The sequence below is a fragment of the Brevibacillus aydinogluensis genome, assembly GCF_961514395.1.
GTDB classification, from domain to species: Bacteria; Bacillota; Bacilli; order Brevibacillales; family Brevibacillaceae; genus Brevibacillus; species Brevibacillus aydinogluensis.
Window position 1 is genome coordinate 1,254,824 of sequence record NZ_OY569118.1, and the last position, 16,934, is coordinate 1,271,757.

17 protein-coding genes, 8 tRNA genes, 1 pseudogene and 1 riboswitch are annotated in these 16,934 nt (G+C 58.0%); of the genes and pseudogenes, 19 read left to right on the forward strand and 7 right to left on the reverse strand.

Translation table 11 applies throughout. From position 1 onward, the window contains the following. Window positions 1-14 precede the first annotated feature (14 nt). The 8 genes from Q7F15_RS06095 to Q7F15_RS06130 all read left to right on the forward strand — a co-directional run bounded on the left by Q7F15_RS06095 (window position 15) and on the right by Q7F15_RS06130 (window position 880). Window positions 15-101: transfer RNA gene (locus Q7F15_RS06095), tRNA-Leu, on the forward strand. A gap of 42 nt (window positions 102-143) precedes the next feature. After that, window positions 144-219, forward strand: a tRNA-Gly gene (locus Q7F15_RS06100). A 22-nt stretch (window positions 220-241) separates the two neighbouring features. After that, window positions 242-318: transfer RNA gene (locus Q7F15_RS06105), tRNA-Arg, on the forward strand. Between the two features lie 46 nt (window positions 319-364). Further along, window positions 365-441 (forward strand) — tRNA-Pro (locus Q7F15_RS06110). Between the two features lie 68 nt (window positions 442-509). Next, window positions 510-583, forward strand: a tRNA-Gly gene (locus Q7F15_RS06115). Window positions 584-592: 9 nt separating this feature from the next. Continuing rightward, window positions 593-669 (forward strand) — tRNA-Met (locus Q7F15_RS06120). A gap of 10 nt (window positions 670-679) precedes the next feature. Next, window positions 680-755: transfer RNA gene (locus tag Q7F15_RS06125), tRNA-His, on the forward strand. A 40-nt stretch (window positions 756-795) separates the two neighbouring features. Next, window positions 796-880, forward strand: a tRNA-Leu gene (locus tag Q7F15_RS06130). A gap of 303 nt (window positions 881-1,183) precedes the next feature. Here the strand turns inward: Q7F15_RS06130 and Q7F15_RS06135 are convergent. Further along, complete coding sequence (locus Q7F15_RS06135) at window positions 1,184-2,092, reverse strand: EamA family transporter (protein ID WP_304415254.1); 909 nt, start codon at window positions 2,090-2,092, stop codon at window positions 1,184-1,186. A gap of 258 nt (window positions 2,093-2,350) precedes the next feature. On the opposite strand from Q7F15_RS06135, the gene rarD reads away from it, so the two are divergent. Then, window positions 2,351-3,259: an EamA family transporter RarD gene (rarD, locus tag Q7F15_RS06140; RefSeq protein WP_304415255.1), complete on the forward strand. Its 909-nt coding sequence runs from the start codon at window positions 2,351-2,353 to the stop codon at window positions 3,257-3,259. 54 nt (window positions 3,260-3,313) lie between these two features. On the opposite strand, the gene pdxK is transcribed toward rarD, so the two are convergent. Beyond that, entirely contained in the window at window positions 3,314-4,129 is an 816-nt protein-coding gene (gene pdxK, locus Q7F15_RS06145; protein WP_171564447.1) for a pyridoxine/pyridoxal/pyridoxamine kinase, read from the reverse strand. Window positions 4,130-4,302: 173 nt separating this feature from the next. After that, on the reverse strand, window positions 4,303-4,476 hold the full coding sequence (locus tag Q7F15_RS06150; protein ID WP_171564208.1) for a hypothetical protein: 174 nt from the start codon (window positions 4,474-4,476) through the stop codon (window positions 4,303-4,305). A 212-nt stretch (window positions 4,477-4,688) separates the two neighbouring features. On the opposite strand from Q7F15_RS06150, the gene Q7F15_RS06155 reads away from it, so the two are divergent. Genes Q7F15_RS06155 through Q7F15_RS06165 form a run of 3 tightly spaced genes read left to right on the forward strand, consistent with a single transcriptional unit; the run spans window position 4,689 to window position 8,419 of the window. After that, window positions 4,689-5,390: an ABC transporter ATP-binding protein gene (locus tag Q7F15_RS06155; protein ID WP_171564446.1), complete on the forward strand. Its 702-nt coding sequence runs from the start codon at window positions 4,689-4,691 to the stop codon at window positions 5,388-5,390. 24 nt (window positions 5,391-5,414) lie between these two features. Continuing rightward, window positions 5,415-6,872 (forward strand): ABC transporter permease, encoded by a 1,458-nt coding sequence (locus Q7F15_RS06160; RefSeq protein ID WP_171564445.1) that lies wholly within the window; start codon window positions 5,415-5,417, stop codon window positions 6,870-6,872. A gap of 20 nt (window positions 6,873-6,892) precedes the next feature. Continuing rightward, on the forward strand, window positions 6,893-8,419 hold the full coding sequence (locus tag Q7F15_RS06165) for an efflux RND transporter periplasmic adaptor subunit (RefSeq protein ID WP_212131814.1): 1,527 nt from the start codon (window positions 6,893-6,895) through the stop codon (window positions 8,417-8,419). A gap of 110 nt (window positions 8,420-8,529) precedes the next feature. On the opposite strand, the gene Q7F15_RS06170 is transcribed toward Q7F15_RS06165, so the two are convergent. Both Q7F15_RS06170 and Q7F15_RS06175 read right to left on the reverse strand, forming a co-directional pair. Further along, complete coding sequence (locus Q7F15_RS06170) at window positions 8,530-9,315, reverse strand: class I SAM-dependent methyltransferase (protein WP_171564443.1); 786 nt, start codon at window positions 9,313-9,315, stop codon at window positions 8,530-8,532. A 95-nt stretch (window positions 9,316-9,410) separates the two neighbouring features. Continuing rightward, window positions 9,411-9,575: a hypothetical protein gene (locus tag Q7F15_RS06175; protein ID WP_304415256.1), complete on the reverse strand. Its 165-nt coding sequence runs from the start codon at window positions 9,573-9,575 to the stop codon at window positions 9,411-9,413. A 152-nt stretch (window positions 9,576-9,727) separates the two neighbouring features. Here Q7F15_RS06175 and Q7F15_RS06180 point away from each other — a divergent pair, with 152 nt between their 5' ends. Genes Q7F15_RS06180 through Q7F15_RS06190 form a run of 3 tightly spaced genes read left to right on the forward strand, consistent with a single transcriptional unit; the run spans window position 9,728 to window position 11,252 of the window. Continuing rightward, window positions 9,728-10,180: a DUF1284 domain-containing protein gene (locus tag Q7F15_RS06180; RefSeq protein WP_304415257.1), complete on the forward strand. Its 453-nt coding sequence runs from the start codon at window positions 9,728-9,730 to the stop codon at window positions 10,178-10,180. Window positions 10,181-10,201: 21 nt separating this feature from the next. Further along, window positions 10,202-10,423 (forward strand): hypothetical protein, encoded by a 222-nt coding sequence (locus Q7F15_RS06185; RefSeq protein WP_212131817.1) that lies wholly within the window; start codon window positions 10,202-10,204, stop codon window positions 10,421-10,423. Window positions 10,424-10,442: 19 nt separating this feature from the next. Further along, window positions 10,443-11,252 carry an EcsC family protein gene (locus Q7F15_RS06190; protein WP_304415526.1) on the forward strand — a complete coding sequence of 270 codons (810 nt, stop codon included), beginning with the start codon at window positions 10,443-10,445 and terminating at the stop codon, window positions 11,250-11,252. Window positions 11,253-11,314: 62 nt separating this feature from the next. Here Q7F15_RS06190 and Q7F15_RS06195 read toward each other — a convergent pair whose 3' ends face one another. Together Q7F15_RS06195 and Q7F15_RS06200 are read right to left on the reverse strand one after the other, a co-directional pair. Beyond that, window positions 11,315-11,860, reverse strand: a complete 546-nt coding sequence (locus Q7F15_RS06195; protein WP_304415258.1) for a GNAT family N-acetyltransferase — start codon at window positions 11,858-11,860, stop codon at window positions 11,315-11,317. A gap of 124 nt (window positions 11,861-11,984) precedes the next feature. Continuing rightward, entirely contained in the window at window positions 11,985-12,428 is a 444-nt protein-coding gene (locus tag Q7F15_RS06200) for a flavodoxin (RefSeq protein ID WP_171564437.1), read from the reverse strand. Between the two features lie 149 nt (window positions 12,429-12,577). Continuing rightward, a riboswitch (Lysine riboswitch) is annotated at window positions 12,578-12,764 on the forward strand. A gap of 92 nt (window positions 12,765-12,856) precedes the next feature. Here Q7F15_RS06200 and dapD point away from each other — a divergent pair. From dapD to Q7F15_RS06220, 4 genes and pseudogenes are all read left to right on the forward strand, one after another. Continuing rightward, a complete protein-coding gene (gene dapD, locus Q7F15_RS06205) occupies window positions 12,857-13,567 on the forward strand; it encodes a 2,3,4,5-tetrahydropyridine-2,6-dicarboxylate N-acetyltransferase (RefSeq protein ID WP_304415259.1) in 711 nt (236 codons plus the stop codon). Between the two features lie 16 nt (window positions 13,568-13,583). Next, the gene (locus Q7F15_RS06210; protein WP_171564435.1) at window positions 13,584-14,801 is read left to right on the forward strand and encodes an aspartate aminotransferase family protein; all 1,218 of its coding nucleotides are present in this window, start codon (window positions 13,584-13,586) and stop codon (window positions 14,799-14,801) included. Window positions 14,802-14,805: 4 nt separating this feature from the next. Further along, window positions 14,806-15,950 (forward strand): annotated as a pseudogene (locus tag Q7F15_RS06215) (N-acetyldiaminopimelate deacetylase). A gap of 378 nt (window positions 15,951-16,328) precedes the next feature. Continuing rightward, window positions 16,329-16,922: a hypothetical protein gene (locus tag Q7F15_RS06220; protein WP_171564433.1), complete on the forward strand. Its 594-nt coding sequence runs from the start codon at window positions 16,329-16,331 to the stop codon at window positions 16,920-16,922. Window positions 16,923-16,934: the final 12 nt, after the last annotated feature.

The following is a 16,934-nucleotide window of genomic DNA, read 5'->3' on the forward strand; positions in this document are numbered from 1 at the left end:
GTACAATGACATATGCGGTCGTGGCGGAATTGGCAGACGCGCTAGATTCAGGTTCTAGTGGTGGCAACACCGTGGAGGTTCAAGTCCTCTCGACCGCACCATACAAAATGTCTTGATTGTTACATCTCAGAAGGTATTAACATGCGGACGTAGCTCAGCTGGTAGAGCGTCGCCTTGCCAAGGCGAAGGCCGCGGGTTCGAGCCCCGTCGTCCGCTCCAGTGCAATCTCTTACATCGTTTTGTGCCCTTAGCTCAGCTGGATAGAGCGTTTGACTACGAATCAAAAGGTCGGGAGTTCGAATCTCTCAGGGCACGCCATAGCAAGAGGTGGGAAGTTGGCACAGCCCGTGTCTCACCTCCACGTCGGGAAGTGGCTCAGCTTGGTAGAGCGCTTGGTTCGGGACCAAGAGGTCGCAGGTTCAAATCCTGTCTTCCCGACCATTCTTATTCTCATCAGCAACGGGCGGCGCAGAGCAGCATCCGATCTGCTGCGCTGGCCGATAACGCGTGCGGGTGTAGTTCAGTGGTAGAACCCCAGCCTTCCAAGCTGGTCGCGTGGGTTCGATTCCCATCACCCGCTCCAAATGTTTCTGGCGGTGTAGCTCAGCTGGCTAGAGCGTTCGGTTCATACCCGAAAGGTCGGGGGTTCAAGCCCCTCCACCGCTACCATATGTACATGGCGATCGTGGCGAAGTGGTTAACGCACCGGATTGTGGCTCCGGCATTCGTGGGTTCGATTCCCATCGATCGCCCCATTTTTTTATTCACCAAAGGACGTCCCCAACCCAGACACATGCGGTCGTGGTGGAATTGGCAGACACACCATCTTGAGGGGGTGGCGGGGCGACCCGTGCGAGTTCGAGTCTCGCCGAACGCACCATCTATGTTCACACAGCCCGGTGAGTGCAGCAAACCGCTGCAAGCGCCGGGCTTTTTGATTTTGAATCGTTTCTGTACCAGGCCGCTTTTCCACGGGCGGACGCCTTTCTCTTTCACTTTCGCAATATTGTGACGAGTAAATGCGCTTAAGTTCGCCGCTTCCTTTTCAAGGCTGCCACGTTTTGGGGTATGGGAGGGCGAAGGCGCACAAAAACAGGCGCGCCAACCTGTTATCCGGTCGACACGCCCGCATGGTGCATGAGGCAAAAGCGCTGAACCGTTCAGCGCCTTGCCGTATCCTTTTTTACATCTTATGCCGGTGAGGCTTTCGGGCAGGATGGACCAGCCGATTCCACTTGATCTGCGGCACGGCAATGGCGGCCAGGATCAACAGCACACCGCTCCACTTGTAGAGGCTGATCTGTTCGTGCAGCACCAGACTGGAGAGCAGCACGACTGCCGGCAGTTCGGCTGCGCTGAGAATGGTCGCCAATCCGTTGCCGATACGCGGCACGCCAATCGACAGACAGAGAATCGGGATGGCTGAGCCGAAGCAGGCCACCAGCAGGGCGTACGGCAGCAATCCGTCCCACAGTCTGCCGTTGATGAGGAAGGTCGGCGGATAGACCAGCGACAGGCAGAGCGCGGCCATGCCAATGGAGACGGCGCTGCGCAGATACGGGTTCACGTCCGGCGCCAGCCGTCCGCTGAGAAAGATCACCATCGCAAACGTAAACCCGGACAATAGACCATAGATGAGACCGGTGGCGCTGACGTCATGCAGGCCGGATTCCATCAGGCCGCTGGCCAGCACGGTGCCGATGCCGAGGAGGACCAGCGAGGCCCATTTTTCCGGTCCGGGCCACTTGCGGTCGGCAATACACTCGATCAGCACGCCAATCCAGGTAAACTGGAACAGCAGCACAATGGCGAGCGAGGCCGGGATTTCGCTGACCGCCCGGTGGTAAAACAGGCTGGTGCCGGCCATCATCAGGCCGGACGGCAGCAGGATCAGCAGGTGGCGCAGCCGAAACCGCTGCCTGGACAGGAACAGCGCGACGCCGGACATGATCAGCGTCCCGAACACAAGCTGCCCGCCGCTTAATTCGACCGGGGTAAAACCGGCGGAAAAGGCGGATTTCATGATGACAGAAAGCACGCCGTAGCTGCACGCGCCGGCCAGGACGAGCAGCACGGATCGCCAGTAACTCATAAGCAAACGTTCCTTTCTTGTGACAAAACATAAGTATGCGAAAATTATTGTACATGAGATTCAGAAATGATACAATAAAATTTTACACATATCTTTATCATACTGCTGTGATGATTCGTTACTATGCTAAACAACTGCCGTGGCGTGCAAGCATGTGCCTTCTCCCGGCCAATATGCTGCATGTTAATAGATAGCTGTTCCGGCCTGCTTCAGCTACACTAGAGATGACAGAGCAAATAATTCATGGAGGCTGGAGAGATGAGAAAGGGTGTCTTCTACGCGGTGGGGGCCTATTTGGCCTGGGGACTGCTGCCGCTCTATTGGAAGGTGTTTCAGGAAATGGCCGCGTGGGAGATTCTCGCCCACCGAATTGTCTGGTCCCTCGTTTTTGTTGCCGTACTGCTGTTTGTGACGAAGCGCTGGCTGCAGATGCGAAAGGCGATTTCGACGGCGAAGGAGAGAGGGGCGCTCCTCCTGTGTTCGCTGTTTATCAGCGCCAACTGGCTGATTTTCATCTGGGCGGTCAACAACGGCAACGTGTTGGAAACCAGCCTCGGGTACTACATCAACCCGCTGCTGAACGTGCTTTTTGGCGTCTTGTTCCTCAAAGAGCGGCTGGGAAAGGGGCAGTGGATGGCGATTGCGCTGGCCGCAGCCGGCGTTTCCGTGATGACCGCGCACTACGGCAGGGTACCGTGGGTCGCGATTTCCCTCGCACTGACGTTTGCCTGCTACGGGCTGGTCAAAAAGTTGATAAAAACGGACGCGATCATCAGTCTGGCCTGGGAAACGCTGGTGGTGGCTCCGGTGGCGCTGGGGTACCTGGTGACGCTGCACGTCAGCGGGACGGACACGCTTTCCCACGTGACAGGCTGGCAGATTGCACTGTTGACGCTGTCTGGCGTGGCGACGGCCTTGCCGCTCTTCTGGTTCGCTCAAGCGGCCAAGCTGCTGCCGCTGTCCACGGTGGGGTTTATCCAGTACCTGGCCCCGTCGATCTCGCTGTTCATGGCGGTGTTCCTGTTTGGCGAAACATTTGGCGGCGTTCACCTGGTCAGCTTCGGCTTGATCTGGAGCGCGCTGTTCGTGTACACGGTCAGCTCGATGCGAAAAAAACCGGGTTCTGCACAGCAGCAGGTGGAGCTGGCGATCAAAAAGGAAGCGTAACACAAAAAAACTCCAATCTGTCCGAAGCAGCGGACGGATTGGAGTTTTTTGCTGTCAGTTGTGTTGCAGGCTGCGGTACGCGCCGTGATGTGTCGGTCCGACGTATTGATTGAGCGGGAAAGAATGGCGGATCGCTTCGGTGATGAACGCCTTGGCTACCGCTACCGCCTCGCGCACCGATTTGCCTTTGGCAAGCTCCGCACAGATGGCGGCGGAGTAGGTGCAGCCGGCGCCGTGCGTGTAGGTGGTGTTGATCCGCTCGCCTTCCAGAATGTCAAATGTGTGGCCGTCGTACAGGACGTCAATCGCTTTTTCGTGCGCGAGCTTGCCGCCGCCTTTGACCAGCACGTAGGCCGCCCCTTTGTCGTGAATGCGCTTGGCTGCTTCTTTCATGTCGTCGACGGTTTTGAGCGCCCCCATTTGGCTCAACTGACCGGCTTCAAACAGGTTGGGCGTCACGACAGTAGCCCGGGGAACGAGGACGTCGCGCAGGCTGTCGGCCACTTCCGGGTGAAGCACTTCGTCCGCTCCCTTGCAGACGAGCACCGGGTCGACGACGACGTTCTTCAATTGGTATTGGTCGATTTTCCGGGCCGCCAGCTCGATCAGCTCCGTCGTACCCAGCATGCCGGTTTTCACGGCATCGACGCCGATGCCGGAGAGAACCGTTTCCAACTGCTTCTCCAGAGTGCCGAGGTCGATCGGAAACACCTCGTGAAACCAGGAATTGTGCGGATCTTGGGCTACGATTACGGTCAGGGCGGTCATTCCGTAGACGCCCAGCTCCTGAAACGTCTTCAGGTCAGCCTGGATGCCGGCGCCGCCGCTGGTGTCAGATCCTGCGATGGTTAACGCTTTGCGAATCGTCATGGCAGATGTCTCCCTTTTCCAGCCGCAACTGATGGTGCGGTTCGTTTACGTTCTACCTAAATTGAAGTGGAAAACCAAGGCGGTGTCAATACGTTCGTCCCATGAAAAAACGCCTCTCCGGCGGGGAGAAGCGTTTCGATATCGTGGGCGATTTTCTATGTAGGGTTACTTTTTCAGACAGATGCAATGTGATGGAACGAGAAGGTGATCGGAGTGGACATGGCCTTGGCGCGCTTCGAGGCGAGGCGCTTGGCCTCTTTGGCTGCCTCAAACATGCTGGGTGCCTTGATGATTTCAATCCATTGACGTGACGCCGTTTCAAACAAAAACCGATAGATTCTCATCATCTATCCGCCCTCTCTCGTTTTTCTTCACACCTTTATTGTATCAACGAGCAGCATGTATTAGATCACCGCGGTGTTACATTTTCATGAAGAAAGTATTGCGTTTGCGTGAACAAGAAAATATTTACCAAGTCGCGTTACATTTCTCCAGTTACTGCGTCTATAGATAAAGGATGCCAATTTTACACGTATCGACAAACGAGGTGGAAAACGAGATGGCCAACGGAACAGGCGAATTGACGGTGAACGGCGTCAATCACAGCTACGGGACGGGCAAGATCAAGGTGCCCGTGCTGTTCGACATCAATCTGCACGTCGACAAAGGGGAGTTTGTCGCCCTGTGCGGATCGTCCGGATCGGGCAAGTCGACGCTGTTGAACCTGCTGGCCGGTTTGACCAAACCGGACGAGGGGAGGATTTTCGTCAATGGGGAAGAAATCTCCCGCTTGAACGAGAATGAACTGTGTCTGTTTCGCCGCCGGTGCATGGGCTTTATTTTTCAATCGTACAACCTGCTTCCCAACCTGACCGCGCTAGAAAACGTGGAACTGCCGCTGATTTTTGCCGGCGAAAGCCGCAAAAGCAGACGGGCCAAAGCAAAGGAGATGCTGGAACGCGTCGGGTTGGAAGGGCGGATGGACCACAAGCCAAACGAACTGAGCGGCGGGCAGCAGCAGCGGGTCAGCATCGCCCGCGCCCTGGTCAACCAGCCCAGCATTGTGCTTGCCGACGAACCGACCGGGAATCTGGACAGCAAAACCGAGCAGGAAATCTTGGCGTTGATGAAGCGGATGAACCGCGAAAACGGCACGACGTTTATCATCGTCACGCACGAACAGGAAGTGGCGGAACAGTCCGACCGCGTCATCTATCTGCAGGACGGACGGGTCGTGCAAAAACGGACCAAACCGGCATGAGAGAGGGCATGAGGTGAACCTACTGTGAAACTTCTGGATTCGTTTCGCATCGTCTGGCGAAACTTGTGGCGCATGAAGCTGCGCACGGCGCTGACCTCCGTCGGCGTCATGATCGGGACGGCCGCGATTGTGGCGATGATCGCCCTCAGTCTGGGACTGAAGGAAAATGCCGTCAAAAGCCTGGAGAACTTCGGCAACCTGACGGAGCTGGACGTAGAACCGGCGTATTGGAATTACGAAAAGGACGAGCCTATCCCGGACGACCAGCGGAAAAAGCTGAACATGGAAGCAGTGCGGGTGATCAAGGGCATACCCGGCGTGGCGGCGGTCATGCCGATCAAGCGGATACACGGGGAAACCAAGCTGAAAGTGGGCAGGCGAGAAGGGTATGTCGAGGTAGTCGGAGTGGACGTGCACGAATCGGCCGCCTACCGCAAGGATGACGTGGAAAAAGGCAGCTACCTGAGCGGATCGCCGCAGGAAATCGTCGTGGCCTACCGAGTTCCCACCATTTTGCGGGACGTGGAAAAGGAGCGGCGGGAAGCGCGGCGGAGAAGCGCGGACGCCAAACGGGGCGGGGGAATGGAGATCATGCGCCCTGGTTTTAACGGTGGCGATGCCCCTCAGTCGTTCAATCTCGTCGACAAGACGGCTACGATCGTGCTGACGCGCGAGTACCGGATCGACGACGAGCCGCACTTCGAAAAGAAAGAAATCCGCGTGAGAGTCGTCGGCCAACTGCGGCAGGACGACAACCACCGCTACGGACACGCGGTCTATGCGCCGCTCAGCCTGGTAAAAGAGATCAACGACTGGCTCAACCGCACCCGGGGCGACGAATTTGGCGATGGAGGCGGCAGCACCCGGCGCAACCGCGAGACTGCGAAGCAGGACAGCTTTGAGTTTGACGAGATGACGGTGAAGGTGGAATCGCGCGAAAAAGTGGAGAGCGTTGTACAGGCGCTAAAGGAGCGCGGGTTTGAAGTCTGGTCGCCGGCTCGCGAACTGGAGCAGATCAACAAGTTCTTCTTCATCATCCAGATCGTGCTGGGCGGAATTGCCGCCGTCTCGCTGTTGGTCGCCACGATCGGCATTGTCAACACGATGATCATGTCCATTCTGGAACGGACCAAGGAAATCGGCATCATGAAGGTGATCGGCGCCACCGTGTACAACATACGCTGGCTGTTCCTGATGGAATCGGGCTTCATCGGATTGATTGGCGGACTGGCCGGCCTCGGCATCGCCTGGGGAGCGGTGGAGCTGGTCAACCACTTTGGAGAAGCGGGCGGCATCATGGACAGCCTCAACATCGGCTTCGGCGGACCCGAGGGAGAGGAGAAACTGCGCCTGGCCATCATTCCGACGTGGCTGTCTCTGTTCGCCATCGGATTTTCGTTTGTCATCGGTTTGCTGGCGGGTATTTTCCCAGCCATCCGCGCCTCCCGGTTGAGCGCGCTGCAAGCGATTCGATCTGATTAAAGAATGTGGGGATAGGGAGTATGAAAAAGAAAACGTGGATCATTCTTTCGGCAGTCATTGTCCTGTTGGGCGGTGGCGGATACGCCGGCTATCACTATCTCGGCTCCAAAGACGCGGCAGCCGAACAGACTCAGGAGGAGCCGCCCTCCTTTCCCACCGCAGTCGTGGACAGGGGGGACGTGAAAAAGACCATTTTTGCCTCTGGTACCGTGGAAGTAAAGGCGCGCGAGGAAGTAAAACCGGAACTGTCCGGCAAGGTGGAGCAGGTCTTCGTGAAAGAAGGGCAGCGCGTGAACAAGGGAGATCCGCTGTTCTCCATCGACAGTTCGGACGCCGCCCTGGAGCTGCAAAAGCAGGAGTTGAGCATTGTCCGCGCCAAGCGGGAATTGAACGATTTGAAAAACCGGAAGGACAAGATTGTCTTTTCCATGGGCGGCAAGGTGAAGGAAGTGCTGGTCAAGGAAGGAGACACGGTGACGCCGGATACCGTGGTCGCCAAACTGGTTGACACCGAACACCTGAAGATTACCGGAAAATTTTCCGCCTTTGAAGCAGAGCACTTCAAGGTGGGCCAAAAGGTGAAAGTGTTTATCTCCTCGTCGATGATCTTTCTCGACGGAACGGTGACCAAGGTCGACCTGGTCGGCAAGAAGGAAAAAGGCGTCGGTGGCGTTCACGACGTGGAAGTGCTGGTGAAAAAGCCAGGAGCTCTGTACGTGGGAGACCTGGGAGAGGTACAGTGGGTCAATCCAAACGGCGTTCTGTTCGCCAGCCAGGTGGCGACGCCGTTTGAAGACCCGGACGACGTGGAGATTGTGGCCGGCACCCACGGCAAGGTCGGCAAGGTGGAAGTGGAAAACGGCGACGAGGTCAAGGCGGGTCAACTGCTGGCGAAAATGGACATGTCCGCCTCCGAACTGGACCTGAAGGAGAAGGAACTGTCCTTGAAAGAGTCGCTTTTGTCCCTCGAGCAGAAGAAGCGGGAGATCGCGAAAAAGCAGGTGACGGCGCCAATCAGCGGGGTAGTCACCAAGGTGGAGGTCAAACCGGGAGAGACGCCGGACTCCAGCAAGCCGGCTATGGTCATCATGGACAGCAGCGCCGTGTATTTTGTGGCGGGTGTGGATGAAATCGACATTCCGTCCATCAAGGTGGGTCAGACGGCCGAGGTGTACGTGACGGCGTTTGGCAACAAGCCGTTTATCGGCAAGGTCGTGGACGTGCCCAAAGAGGGGACGAAAGAGGACAAGTCGGTGCGCTTCGCGGTGAAAATCGAGCTGACTGATGCCGCTGAGATGAAGCACGGCATGACCGGCGACTGCGACATTTACGTCGAGAAAAAGGAAAACGTGCTCCGGCTGCCGCTGCAGGCGGTCGAAGTGCTGGAGGACGGCAAGGGAACGGTCATGGTGAAGGATCCAAAAACCGGAGAGCCGACGCCAAAAGAAGTGGAGATCGGGATCGAAGGAGCAGAGTTCATCGAAATCAAGAGCGGCCTTGAGGAAGGCGAGGAAGTGCTGATGATGAACGGCGGCGACGTCTTCTAGCACGGCCGCGTCGGCACGCCTCCGGCTCAAATGAAACCCGCCTGCTTGTGCCATTGCGGCAGAGCAGGCGGGTTGTTTGTTTGGACGCCCTGCTGTTCAGCCAATCCGCTTTACGGCAGCGGCCTTTGCTCGGGCGGCTTGATGGCGGCGACCCGGATTCGGCAGTAGTCCAGGACCCAGGAGCCGTCGCGGAACAAGGCGGGACGCAGTCGTTCGGCGATCATCGCGCAGGTTTCGTCTTTTTCCTGCGGAGGCATGTCGGCAAAAAACGGGCCGCAGAATGCATCCAGCCAGTGGCGCAGCCCCTGTTCTCCGTCCGGGAGCTCTGTGGGCCGTTCAAAGTGCTGCGCCAGTTTGACGACAAAGCCCTGCTGTTCCAAAAGCCAGGTGTAGGCGCCGATGCCGGGGAAGTACCAGGGGTTGCAGCTGTCCGCATCGCGCCCCTTGTCTGCCAGGACGGTGCGGATGGCCTGGACGACCCGTTCCACGTTGCCCGCTCCGCCAAATTCGGCCACGAACCGTCCGCCCGGCTTCAGCGCCAGCCACACCTGGCGGATGACCGCTTCCGGCCGCTTCATCCAGTGCAGGGCGGCGTTGGAAAAGACGGCGTCAAACAACTCCTCCGTCACAAACGTCTCGGCGTTGGCGACGAAAAACCGCAGCGCAGGGTATTTGCTCCGCGCCGTGTCAATCATCTCGGCTGACAGGTCCATTCCTGTCGGCACAGCCCCGGCCTTGGCCATCTCGGCACAGAGATCACCTGTTCCGCAGCCCAGGTCGAGAATCGTTTCCCCCGGCTGCGGCTGAAGCCATTCCAGCACGCCTTTGCCAAACCGGGAGACAAAGTCCAGCTTGCTGTCGTACAGCCGTGCGTTCCAGCGGTTCTCTACATGCATGGAAAATCCCTCCTTGGTATCGTTGTACCAGTGGAGGGGTTATTCGTCAAATCTATAAAAATGATGAAATATATAGTTTTTGCCTATTTATGCTCCTATATCCGGTCAAGATACAGCGTGGTTACCGAGGTGGAGTCGCCGTTTTTTATTTCTTCTTCCGTCGCCTTTTCTTCCAGCTCGTCCATCTCCATCCCGGGCGCGATAGTCGGTTCGTGCTTCTGATCGGGATTCGGTTTGCGCTCGTCCGTCCGCTTGTCCATCGATCCAGCCTCCTTTCATTTGGACTCTCCCTAGCGTTTGCCGGCAGCGCCAGCATTATGCTTGTCCCGGCAGCCTCCTTGTGGCGGGATGGTGAAAGCAGTACGATAAAACCAGGGAAAAGATGCCGGATGTCGGCAGGGAGGAGGAACGTATGGAACCGATTGTGCTGCGCGGCCATCATCTGCTGTGCGTTCACGGGTTTCAGGGGATGGGGTACAGCCCCGCGTTTGTCGCCAAAATGGGGGAAATCGTCGAGCGAATCCGCGATCCCCGGCAGGATTTTCCCATCCGGGTGGTGCGGGACTTTGACGACGCGTGCCAGGCGTGTCCCAACAAGGGAGCGGAACGGTGCGAAGCTTCCCCCGATTCGGAAGAGCACGTGCAGACGCTGGACCGAAACGTTCTTACCCATCTGGGCTTGACGGCGGGAGAGGTCTACCTCAAGTCGGAACTGGTGGAGCGCACCCGCCGCCTGGTGGCACCGGACGATCTGGCCTTCCTCTGCGCCGGGTGCTCCTGGTACGAATACGGCGTGTGCCGCGAGGGCATCGCCCGCTTGCGCCAGACAGAGGCCGGCAGGCAGGAGCGGAAAACCGCCCCATAGCCGGAAAGGAGAGAGAAAATCGTGACCGACGAAGAGCGCAGCGTATTGGAAAAGCTGGGGTTCCGGTTGGAGGACGGCGCGGTGAAACATCTCAAGCTGGGGATCGTAGAACGATGTGAGGTCTTTGAGGGATTTGCGTCTCTCGCAGAACTGGAGACCTTTGCAAAAGCGATGCTGCGCACCCGCTGCCGGTTACGTAAAACGGCCGCACAGCCGGGCAGCGAGGGGCAGACGCGCGGGTAAGGAGATGAGTAGAGTCAGCATGGAGACGAGAGAGATGCTCTTGCAGGCGTTGAACGAAGTGGAAGCGTGGGAACGGGATCAGAAGGACCTGTGGTTCTGGGAAAAGCTGGGCCGGCTGCCATTTGTGCTGTTGGACCGCATTACGCCTGCCGTCGTCAGGGAAAAGCTGGGGACGGCTGTCGATGAAATGGCCGCCTTTTTGGAACAGGGGGGTACCTATCTGGTAAGCGATGAGGCGGTGTATGCGCGGTTTCAGGAGGCCCAGCAGGGTAAGGGACGGCCCAAGCAGGAGGACGTCAAGGGATTGCCGCTGGCCAGCATGGACCAGGTGGCAGCGGAAATAGTGTCATCCCGCGCCGCATTTGCCACGGTGCAGGGAGCGACAACGGGGTTGGGCGGCCTGTTCACCCTGGCGATCGACGTTCCGCTGCTGTTGGGCACCTCGCTCAAGGTGCTGCAGGAGATGGCACTCTGTTACGGATACCGCCCGGAGGAAAAACGGGAGCGGCTGTTCATCGTCAAATGTTTGCAATTTGCCTCTTCCGACATTGTCGGCAAGCGCGCGATCCTGGAGGAGCTCTCCCGCTTTGACGAGCCCGAAAGACAGCGGGATGTCATTGCCCAACTGCAAGGTTGGCGGGAAGTGGTGGTGACGTACACGGAAAACTTTGGATGGAAAAAGCTGTTTCAGATGGTACCGGTGGCGGGCATGCTGTTTGGCGCTTACCTGAACCGCTCCACCGTGCAGGATGTGGCGGAAACGGGCCGGATGCTGTACCGCAAGCGGCGGATTCTGGAGCGGCTGAGGCAGGAAGAAGCCGGAACCTGACGGGCAGGATGTCCCGTGCGCTCCGGCTTTCCCGCTGCCAGGGCGGCACGGGACTGGCAGCTTTACGCCCACTCCTCGCTCGTGATCGCGAAGATCAGGTGGTCTTCCCAGACGCCGTTGATCTGCAGATACCGAAGCGACAGCCCTTCCCGGCGGAAGCCGGTCTTTTCCAGCACGCGGATGGATGCCGTGTTGCGCGGCATGACCGCCGCCTGTACGCGGTGTAGTTCGGCTTTGGCAAACGCAAAATCCAGCACCTGCCGGACGGCCTGCGTCATACAGCCGCGTCCGACACATGACTGGTCGAGAAAGTAGCCGATGGTGGCGTTTTGCCAGGCGCCACGCACGATGTTGGTAAGGTTGACGCGGCCGATCAGCTCGTCGCCTTCACGCAGAAAAACGCCAAATGCGTAGGCGGTACCCGCCGCGAAGTCGCGCTCGGCGGACGCCAGCTGCTCCCGCTGTCCCTCCAGGGTAAAAAACGACGCGGGACGGATCGGTTCAAACGGTTGAAGAAACGCCTGATTGCGAACGCGCAGGTCCAACATGGCCGGTGCGTCATTTGCCGTCAGGGGGCGGATGTACACGCTGGGTGCCTGTGAAGACATGGGGCGGTCCTCCTTATCCTCTTGACAGAATCTGGACCGCCAGTGTATCACGTATGCGTCCTTTTTGAAAAGACGGCTTGGCAGATAGGCCGGAACCGTACGGATGGGCGCTAGCGCTCTTTTGCTACATCAGCGACTGTGCAAACGAACGTCCGAATTCCCGGCAGGTTTCCTTCTCCTGGGCGGACGGGGACAGTTCCACCTTCAACCCGTTCAACGGGACGTCTGCGCCCAGCGCAGTTACTTTTTCCAGCAGAATGTCGACGGCGGCTCCCACTTTTTCGTAGCCGGAGTCGCAAGAGCCGAATACCGCCGCTTTTTTGCCCCGCAGGTCAAGCCCTTCCATCTCTTCGTAAAAATCCAGAAACTCGTCTGGCAGTTCTCCGTCTCCCCACGTGTAGGCACCAAGCACAATGCCGTCATAGTCGGCCAAATCGGAAGCGGAGCAGTCCAGCACTTCCTTTACCTCCGGTTCGATTCCCGCCGAGCGAATGCCCTCGACGATTGCATCGGCCATCTCCCGGGTGTTTCCTGTCATGCTTGCATAAACGAGAATAATCGTTTTCATAAGCCCTCCGAATAGATAATGGTTATCATTTTCAATTACAAGATAATGAAAATGATTATCGTTGTCAACTATTATGTTTCGCTTCTTCTTCATTCAGATGTTGCCACCCGGGGAGGATTTTGATAGAGTAAAAGGAAATTCCATAACCATTAACAAATAGAGGTGCGCTGCGGAAGAGTACGTCTTGCCATACAAACGCGGGGGGCGTGGAAAGACGGAAAGGCCAAGGCGCCGAAGTTCTGGCCGTACCCCTCGGACGGCGAGGGCTGGGGTTCCCGTGAACAACGGTCGCCCTGTCATGAAAGGCACGGCCTTTCGTGGAGCGCTATTTACGGTTTGCTTTCAGGTATCAAAAAAGCAATGAGGATAGCGTCTGCACTCATTGCTTTTTCTACATTTTCACATACATGTGATGGAGGAGATTCACAGTGAACATGATGGATGCGCATGAAATTATCTCGTTTATTCAAAAAAGCGAAAAGAAAACGCCGGTGAAGGTATACCTGAAAGGGGAGCTGGACGGCATCGACTTCGGCCCAAGCGCCAAAACGTTTATCAGCAACGGCACGGGCGTGGTCTTCGGCGAATGGAAGGAAATCGAGCCGGTGCTGCAACAGCATAAGGATAAAATCGCCGATTACGTGGTGGAAAGCGACCGCCGCAACTCCGCCATTCCGCTGCTGGACATGAAAGGCATCCAGGCGCGCATCGAGCCGGGCGCGATCATCCGCGACCAGGTGAGCATCGGCAACAACGCCGTCATCATGATGGGGGCCGTGATCAACATTGGCGCTGTCATCGGAGAAGGAACGATGATCGACATGAACGTGGTGGTCGGCGGCCGCGGCACTATCGGGAAAAACTGCCACATCGGTGCCGGTGCAGTCATCGCAGGCGTGATCGAACCGCCGTCCGCCCAGCCGGTCGTGATTGAAGACGACGTGGTAGTCGGTGCCAACGCGGTGATTCTGGAAGGCGTTCGCGTCGGCAAAGGTTCCGTCGTGGCTGCCGGTGCGGTCGTCATCGAGGACGTTCCGCCGAACGTGGTCGTGGCTGGCACTCCGGCGCGCATCATCAAGCAGATCGACGAAAAGACACGCTCCAAGACGGAAATCAAGCAGGAGCTGCGGCAACTGTAGGAGCGTGAGTGAGAAGATGGCTACGGACTGGCGTTCACTCGACGAACAGTACATCGTCCCGACGTACAAACGGCTGCCGATCGCAATCGCCAGAGGAGAGGGCAACTATCTGTACGACACCGACGGCCGGGCGTATCTTGACCTGTTTACCGGACTGGCCGTCAATGTTCTCGGCCACTCCCATCCGCGGATTGTCCAGGCGCTCCGGGAGCAGGGCGAGCGGTTTTTGCACATCTCCAACATCTTTCTCAACCCGCCGGCGATCCGGCTGGCACAGCGGCTGATCGACAACACCATCCCCGGCAAGGTCTTTTTCTCCAACTCCGGGGCGGAGGCGACGGAAGCGGCGATCAAGCTGATTCACAAATGGACAAAAGCGGAGGGGGCCGGCCGGTCGGGTATCGCCGTCCTGCGCAACAGCTTCCATGGGCGCACGCTGGGAGCGGTGCGACTGACGCGGCAGCCCCATGTCTATCAGGATTTTCCCCAGCCTGACTTTCCCGTCTACGAGCTGGATGCAGAAGACGCAGAACAGCTTCGCGCCGTCTGCCGCAGCGAAAAGCCAGCCGCCCTCCTGATGGAGCCGGTGCTCGGCTCCGGCGGTGTGGTGCCGCTTTCCGAAGCGTTTCTGAAGGAAGCGGAGGCGATCTGCCGGGAAGAGGGCGTGCTGTTTGCCATGGATGAAATCCAGACCGGCATGGGACGAACGGGTCGTCTGTTCGCGTATCAGCACGCCGGAGTGACGCCTGATTTGATCCTGTTTGCCAAAGGAGTGGGCGGCGGTCTGCCGCTCGGCGGGGTGATCGCCGGCCAACGGCTGATGAATCTGTTCAAGCCGGGGGATCACGGCACCACCTTTGCGCCCTCGCCGCTCTCCGCCGCGCTGGGCAATGCGGTGCTGGACGAATTGCTCGACCCGGCTTTTTGTGACCAGGTGAGCGACGTGATCGGCTACCTGTGGGGCCGTCTGGAAGAGCTGAGACAGCGCCTGCCGGAGCAGCTTCATGCACTGCGCGGCAAAGGGATGATGGTGGGCATTCCGCTGAACGTTACACCCGAAGAAGCGGCCCGGCTGCAGCAAAACCTGCTGGCTGCGGGCTTCCTCGTCGACGTGACGCAAAAGACGATCGTCCGCCTGCTGCCTCCGCTTACCTTGACGCGGGCAGATGTGGACCGGTTTATCGACGAGTTTGCCCGTCAGCTGACGGCGCTCGGCACCGGAAAGGAAGTGTAGAGGGATGACCGATTCTGCGTTTGTGCAGATTCGCCGCGACTTGCATCAAATACCTGAACCCGGTTTTGCGGAGTACAAAACGCAGCGCTACCTGCTGGACTATCTGGAGCGGCTGCCGCAGGAGCGCCTGCAGATCAGGACCTGGCGCACCGGCATTCTCGTCAGGGTGCGCGGGCTTCATCCCAGGCGGACGATCGCCTGGCGGGCGGACATGGATGGTCTGCCGATCCGGGAGGAGACGACCTATCCGTTCCGCTCCAAGCACGAGGGGTACATGCACGCCTGCGGCCACGACATGCACATGGCGATCGGGCTGGGCATTCTGACCCATTTTGTGCACCATCCCGTCGATGACGATCTGCTCTTCGTGTTTCAGCCGGCCGAAGAAGGACCGGGCGGCGCCAAGCCGATGATGGAGAGCGAAGAATTTGCTGAGTGGCGGCCTGACTGCATCTTTGCGCTGCATATCGCGCCGGAGTACCCGGTGGGACACATCGCCACCAAGCCGGGTATCCTGTTTGCCAACACCTCGGAGCTGATGATTGAGCTGATCGGCAAGGGGGGCACGCGGCCTTTCCCCACAAGGCAAACGACATGGTGGTGGCGGCCAGCCATCTGGTGACGCAGCTGCAGTCGATTGTGGCCCGCAACGTCGATCCGCTCGATGCGGCCGTCGTGACGGTGGGCAAAATCGAAGGGGGCACCCGGCAGAACATCATCGCGGAAACGGCGCGGTTGGAAGGAACAATCCGGACGATGTCGCTGGAGTCGATGGCCCGGGTGAAAAGCCGCATCGAGGCGCTGGTCAAAGGTATCGAAGCGGGTTTCGAGTGCACGGCTGCCATCGATTACGGCTGCGGGTACTGCCAGGTGTACAATCATGAGCTGCTGACGGAGCAGTTCATGGAGTGGGTGGGCACCCAGCGCCCGGACATCACGCCGATTCGCTGCAGCGAAGCGATGACGGGAGAGGACTTCGGCTTTTTCCTGTCAGAAATCCCCGGCTTGTTGTTCTGGCTCGGGGTGAATACCCCCTACGGCCTGCATCATGCAAAGATCGAACCGGACGAGCGGGCGATCGACATCGCAATCAGCCTGGTGACGGACTATCTGACCTGGCTGTCCGGACAGGAGGAATGGCCGATCTGAGCGACCCATTCATCAACCGAAGCCGTAGACAATGTACATCGTCGCATGGAGGGATGGGCCCCGCGTCTCGTTTTGGAGCGGACTTCATCCGCTTCTGTGCTGGGCGTCAAGCGAGCGAGCGGGCCCAATCTCCCATGCGCCTCGGACTTTGTCTGCATGCTGAAGCGACTCCACGCGAGTCGCTTTTTCTTTTATCTGAATAGAGTGTTGATAAGTCCTTCCTCCAGCACGAGATCCGCCTGTGGATATTGTGGATATTGTGAAAAAAGTTTGCGGGGCGACCACAACTATTTGCCGGCTTGGGCGTATAAGTTAATGCAAAAGAAATTGGGAAATTACGCGCTGAGAGAGGCGCAGAACATACTGGAGGATTGTGACATGAAGAAAGCATGGTTGTCTGCCCTGTTGTTGCTGACGATCGCCGGAGTTGGAAGCACGGCCCTGGGCGAAGGCGCGATGCGGGTCTATCTGAGCGGCGAGCGCATCGTCGATAGCTTGCCCGCTTCCACGAGCGCTTCGATGCAGAAACTGGTCAAGCGGATGGGAGGCTTTGTCGAGTACGATCAACGCTCCGGAAAACTGGAGATCGTCAAGCCGAACGTCAATATTCTCGTGCTGGAAGGCATTCAGCAATCCCGCAACAAGAACATCATTTTCAGCAATCCGATCAAAGGGTACAGCGACAAGGACGTGCCCCGGACGTTTAACGTGTTTGTCGAGGTGGATGACGCGCCGGTGACGAAAGACCTGAGGCTGCGCCTGGTGCTGATCGGCCCGGACGGCAAAGAGGTGGACCACGGCAAAGAGTGGAAGTACTCGACGCTGAACGCCAACAGCTTCTACTTCTCCGAACCGTTTGTCTCCACCAAATTGGAACTGTACGGAACGTACAAAGTGCAGCTGCAGATGAAGACAGAGAAGTCCAACGAGTACATCACCGTCGGCGAAAACAGCTTTACCGTCGGACGATAGCCCAATGAGAAA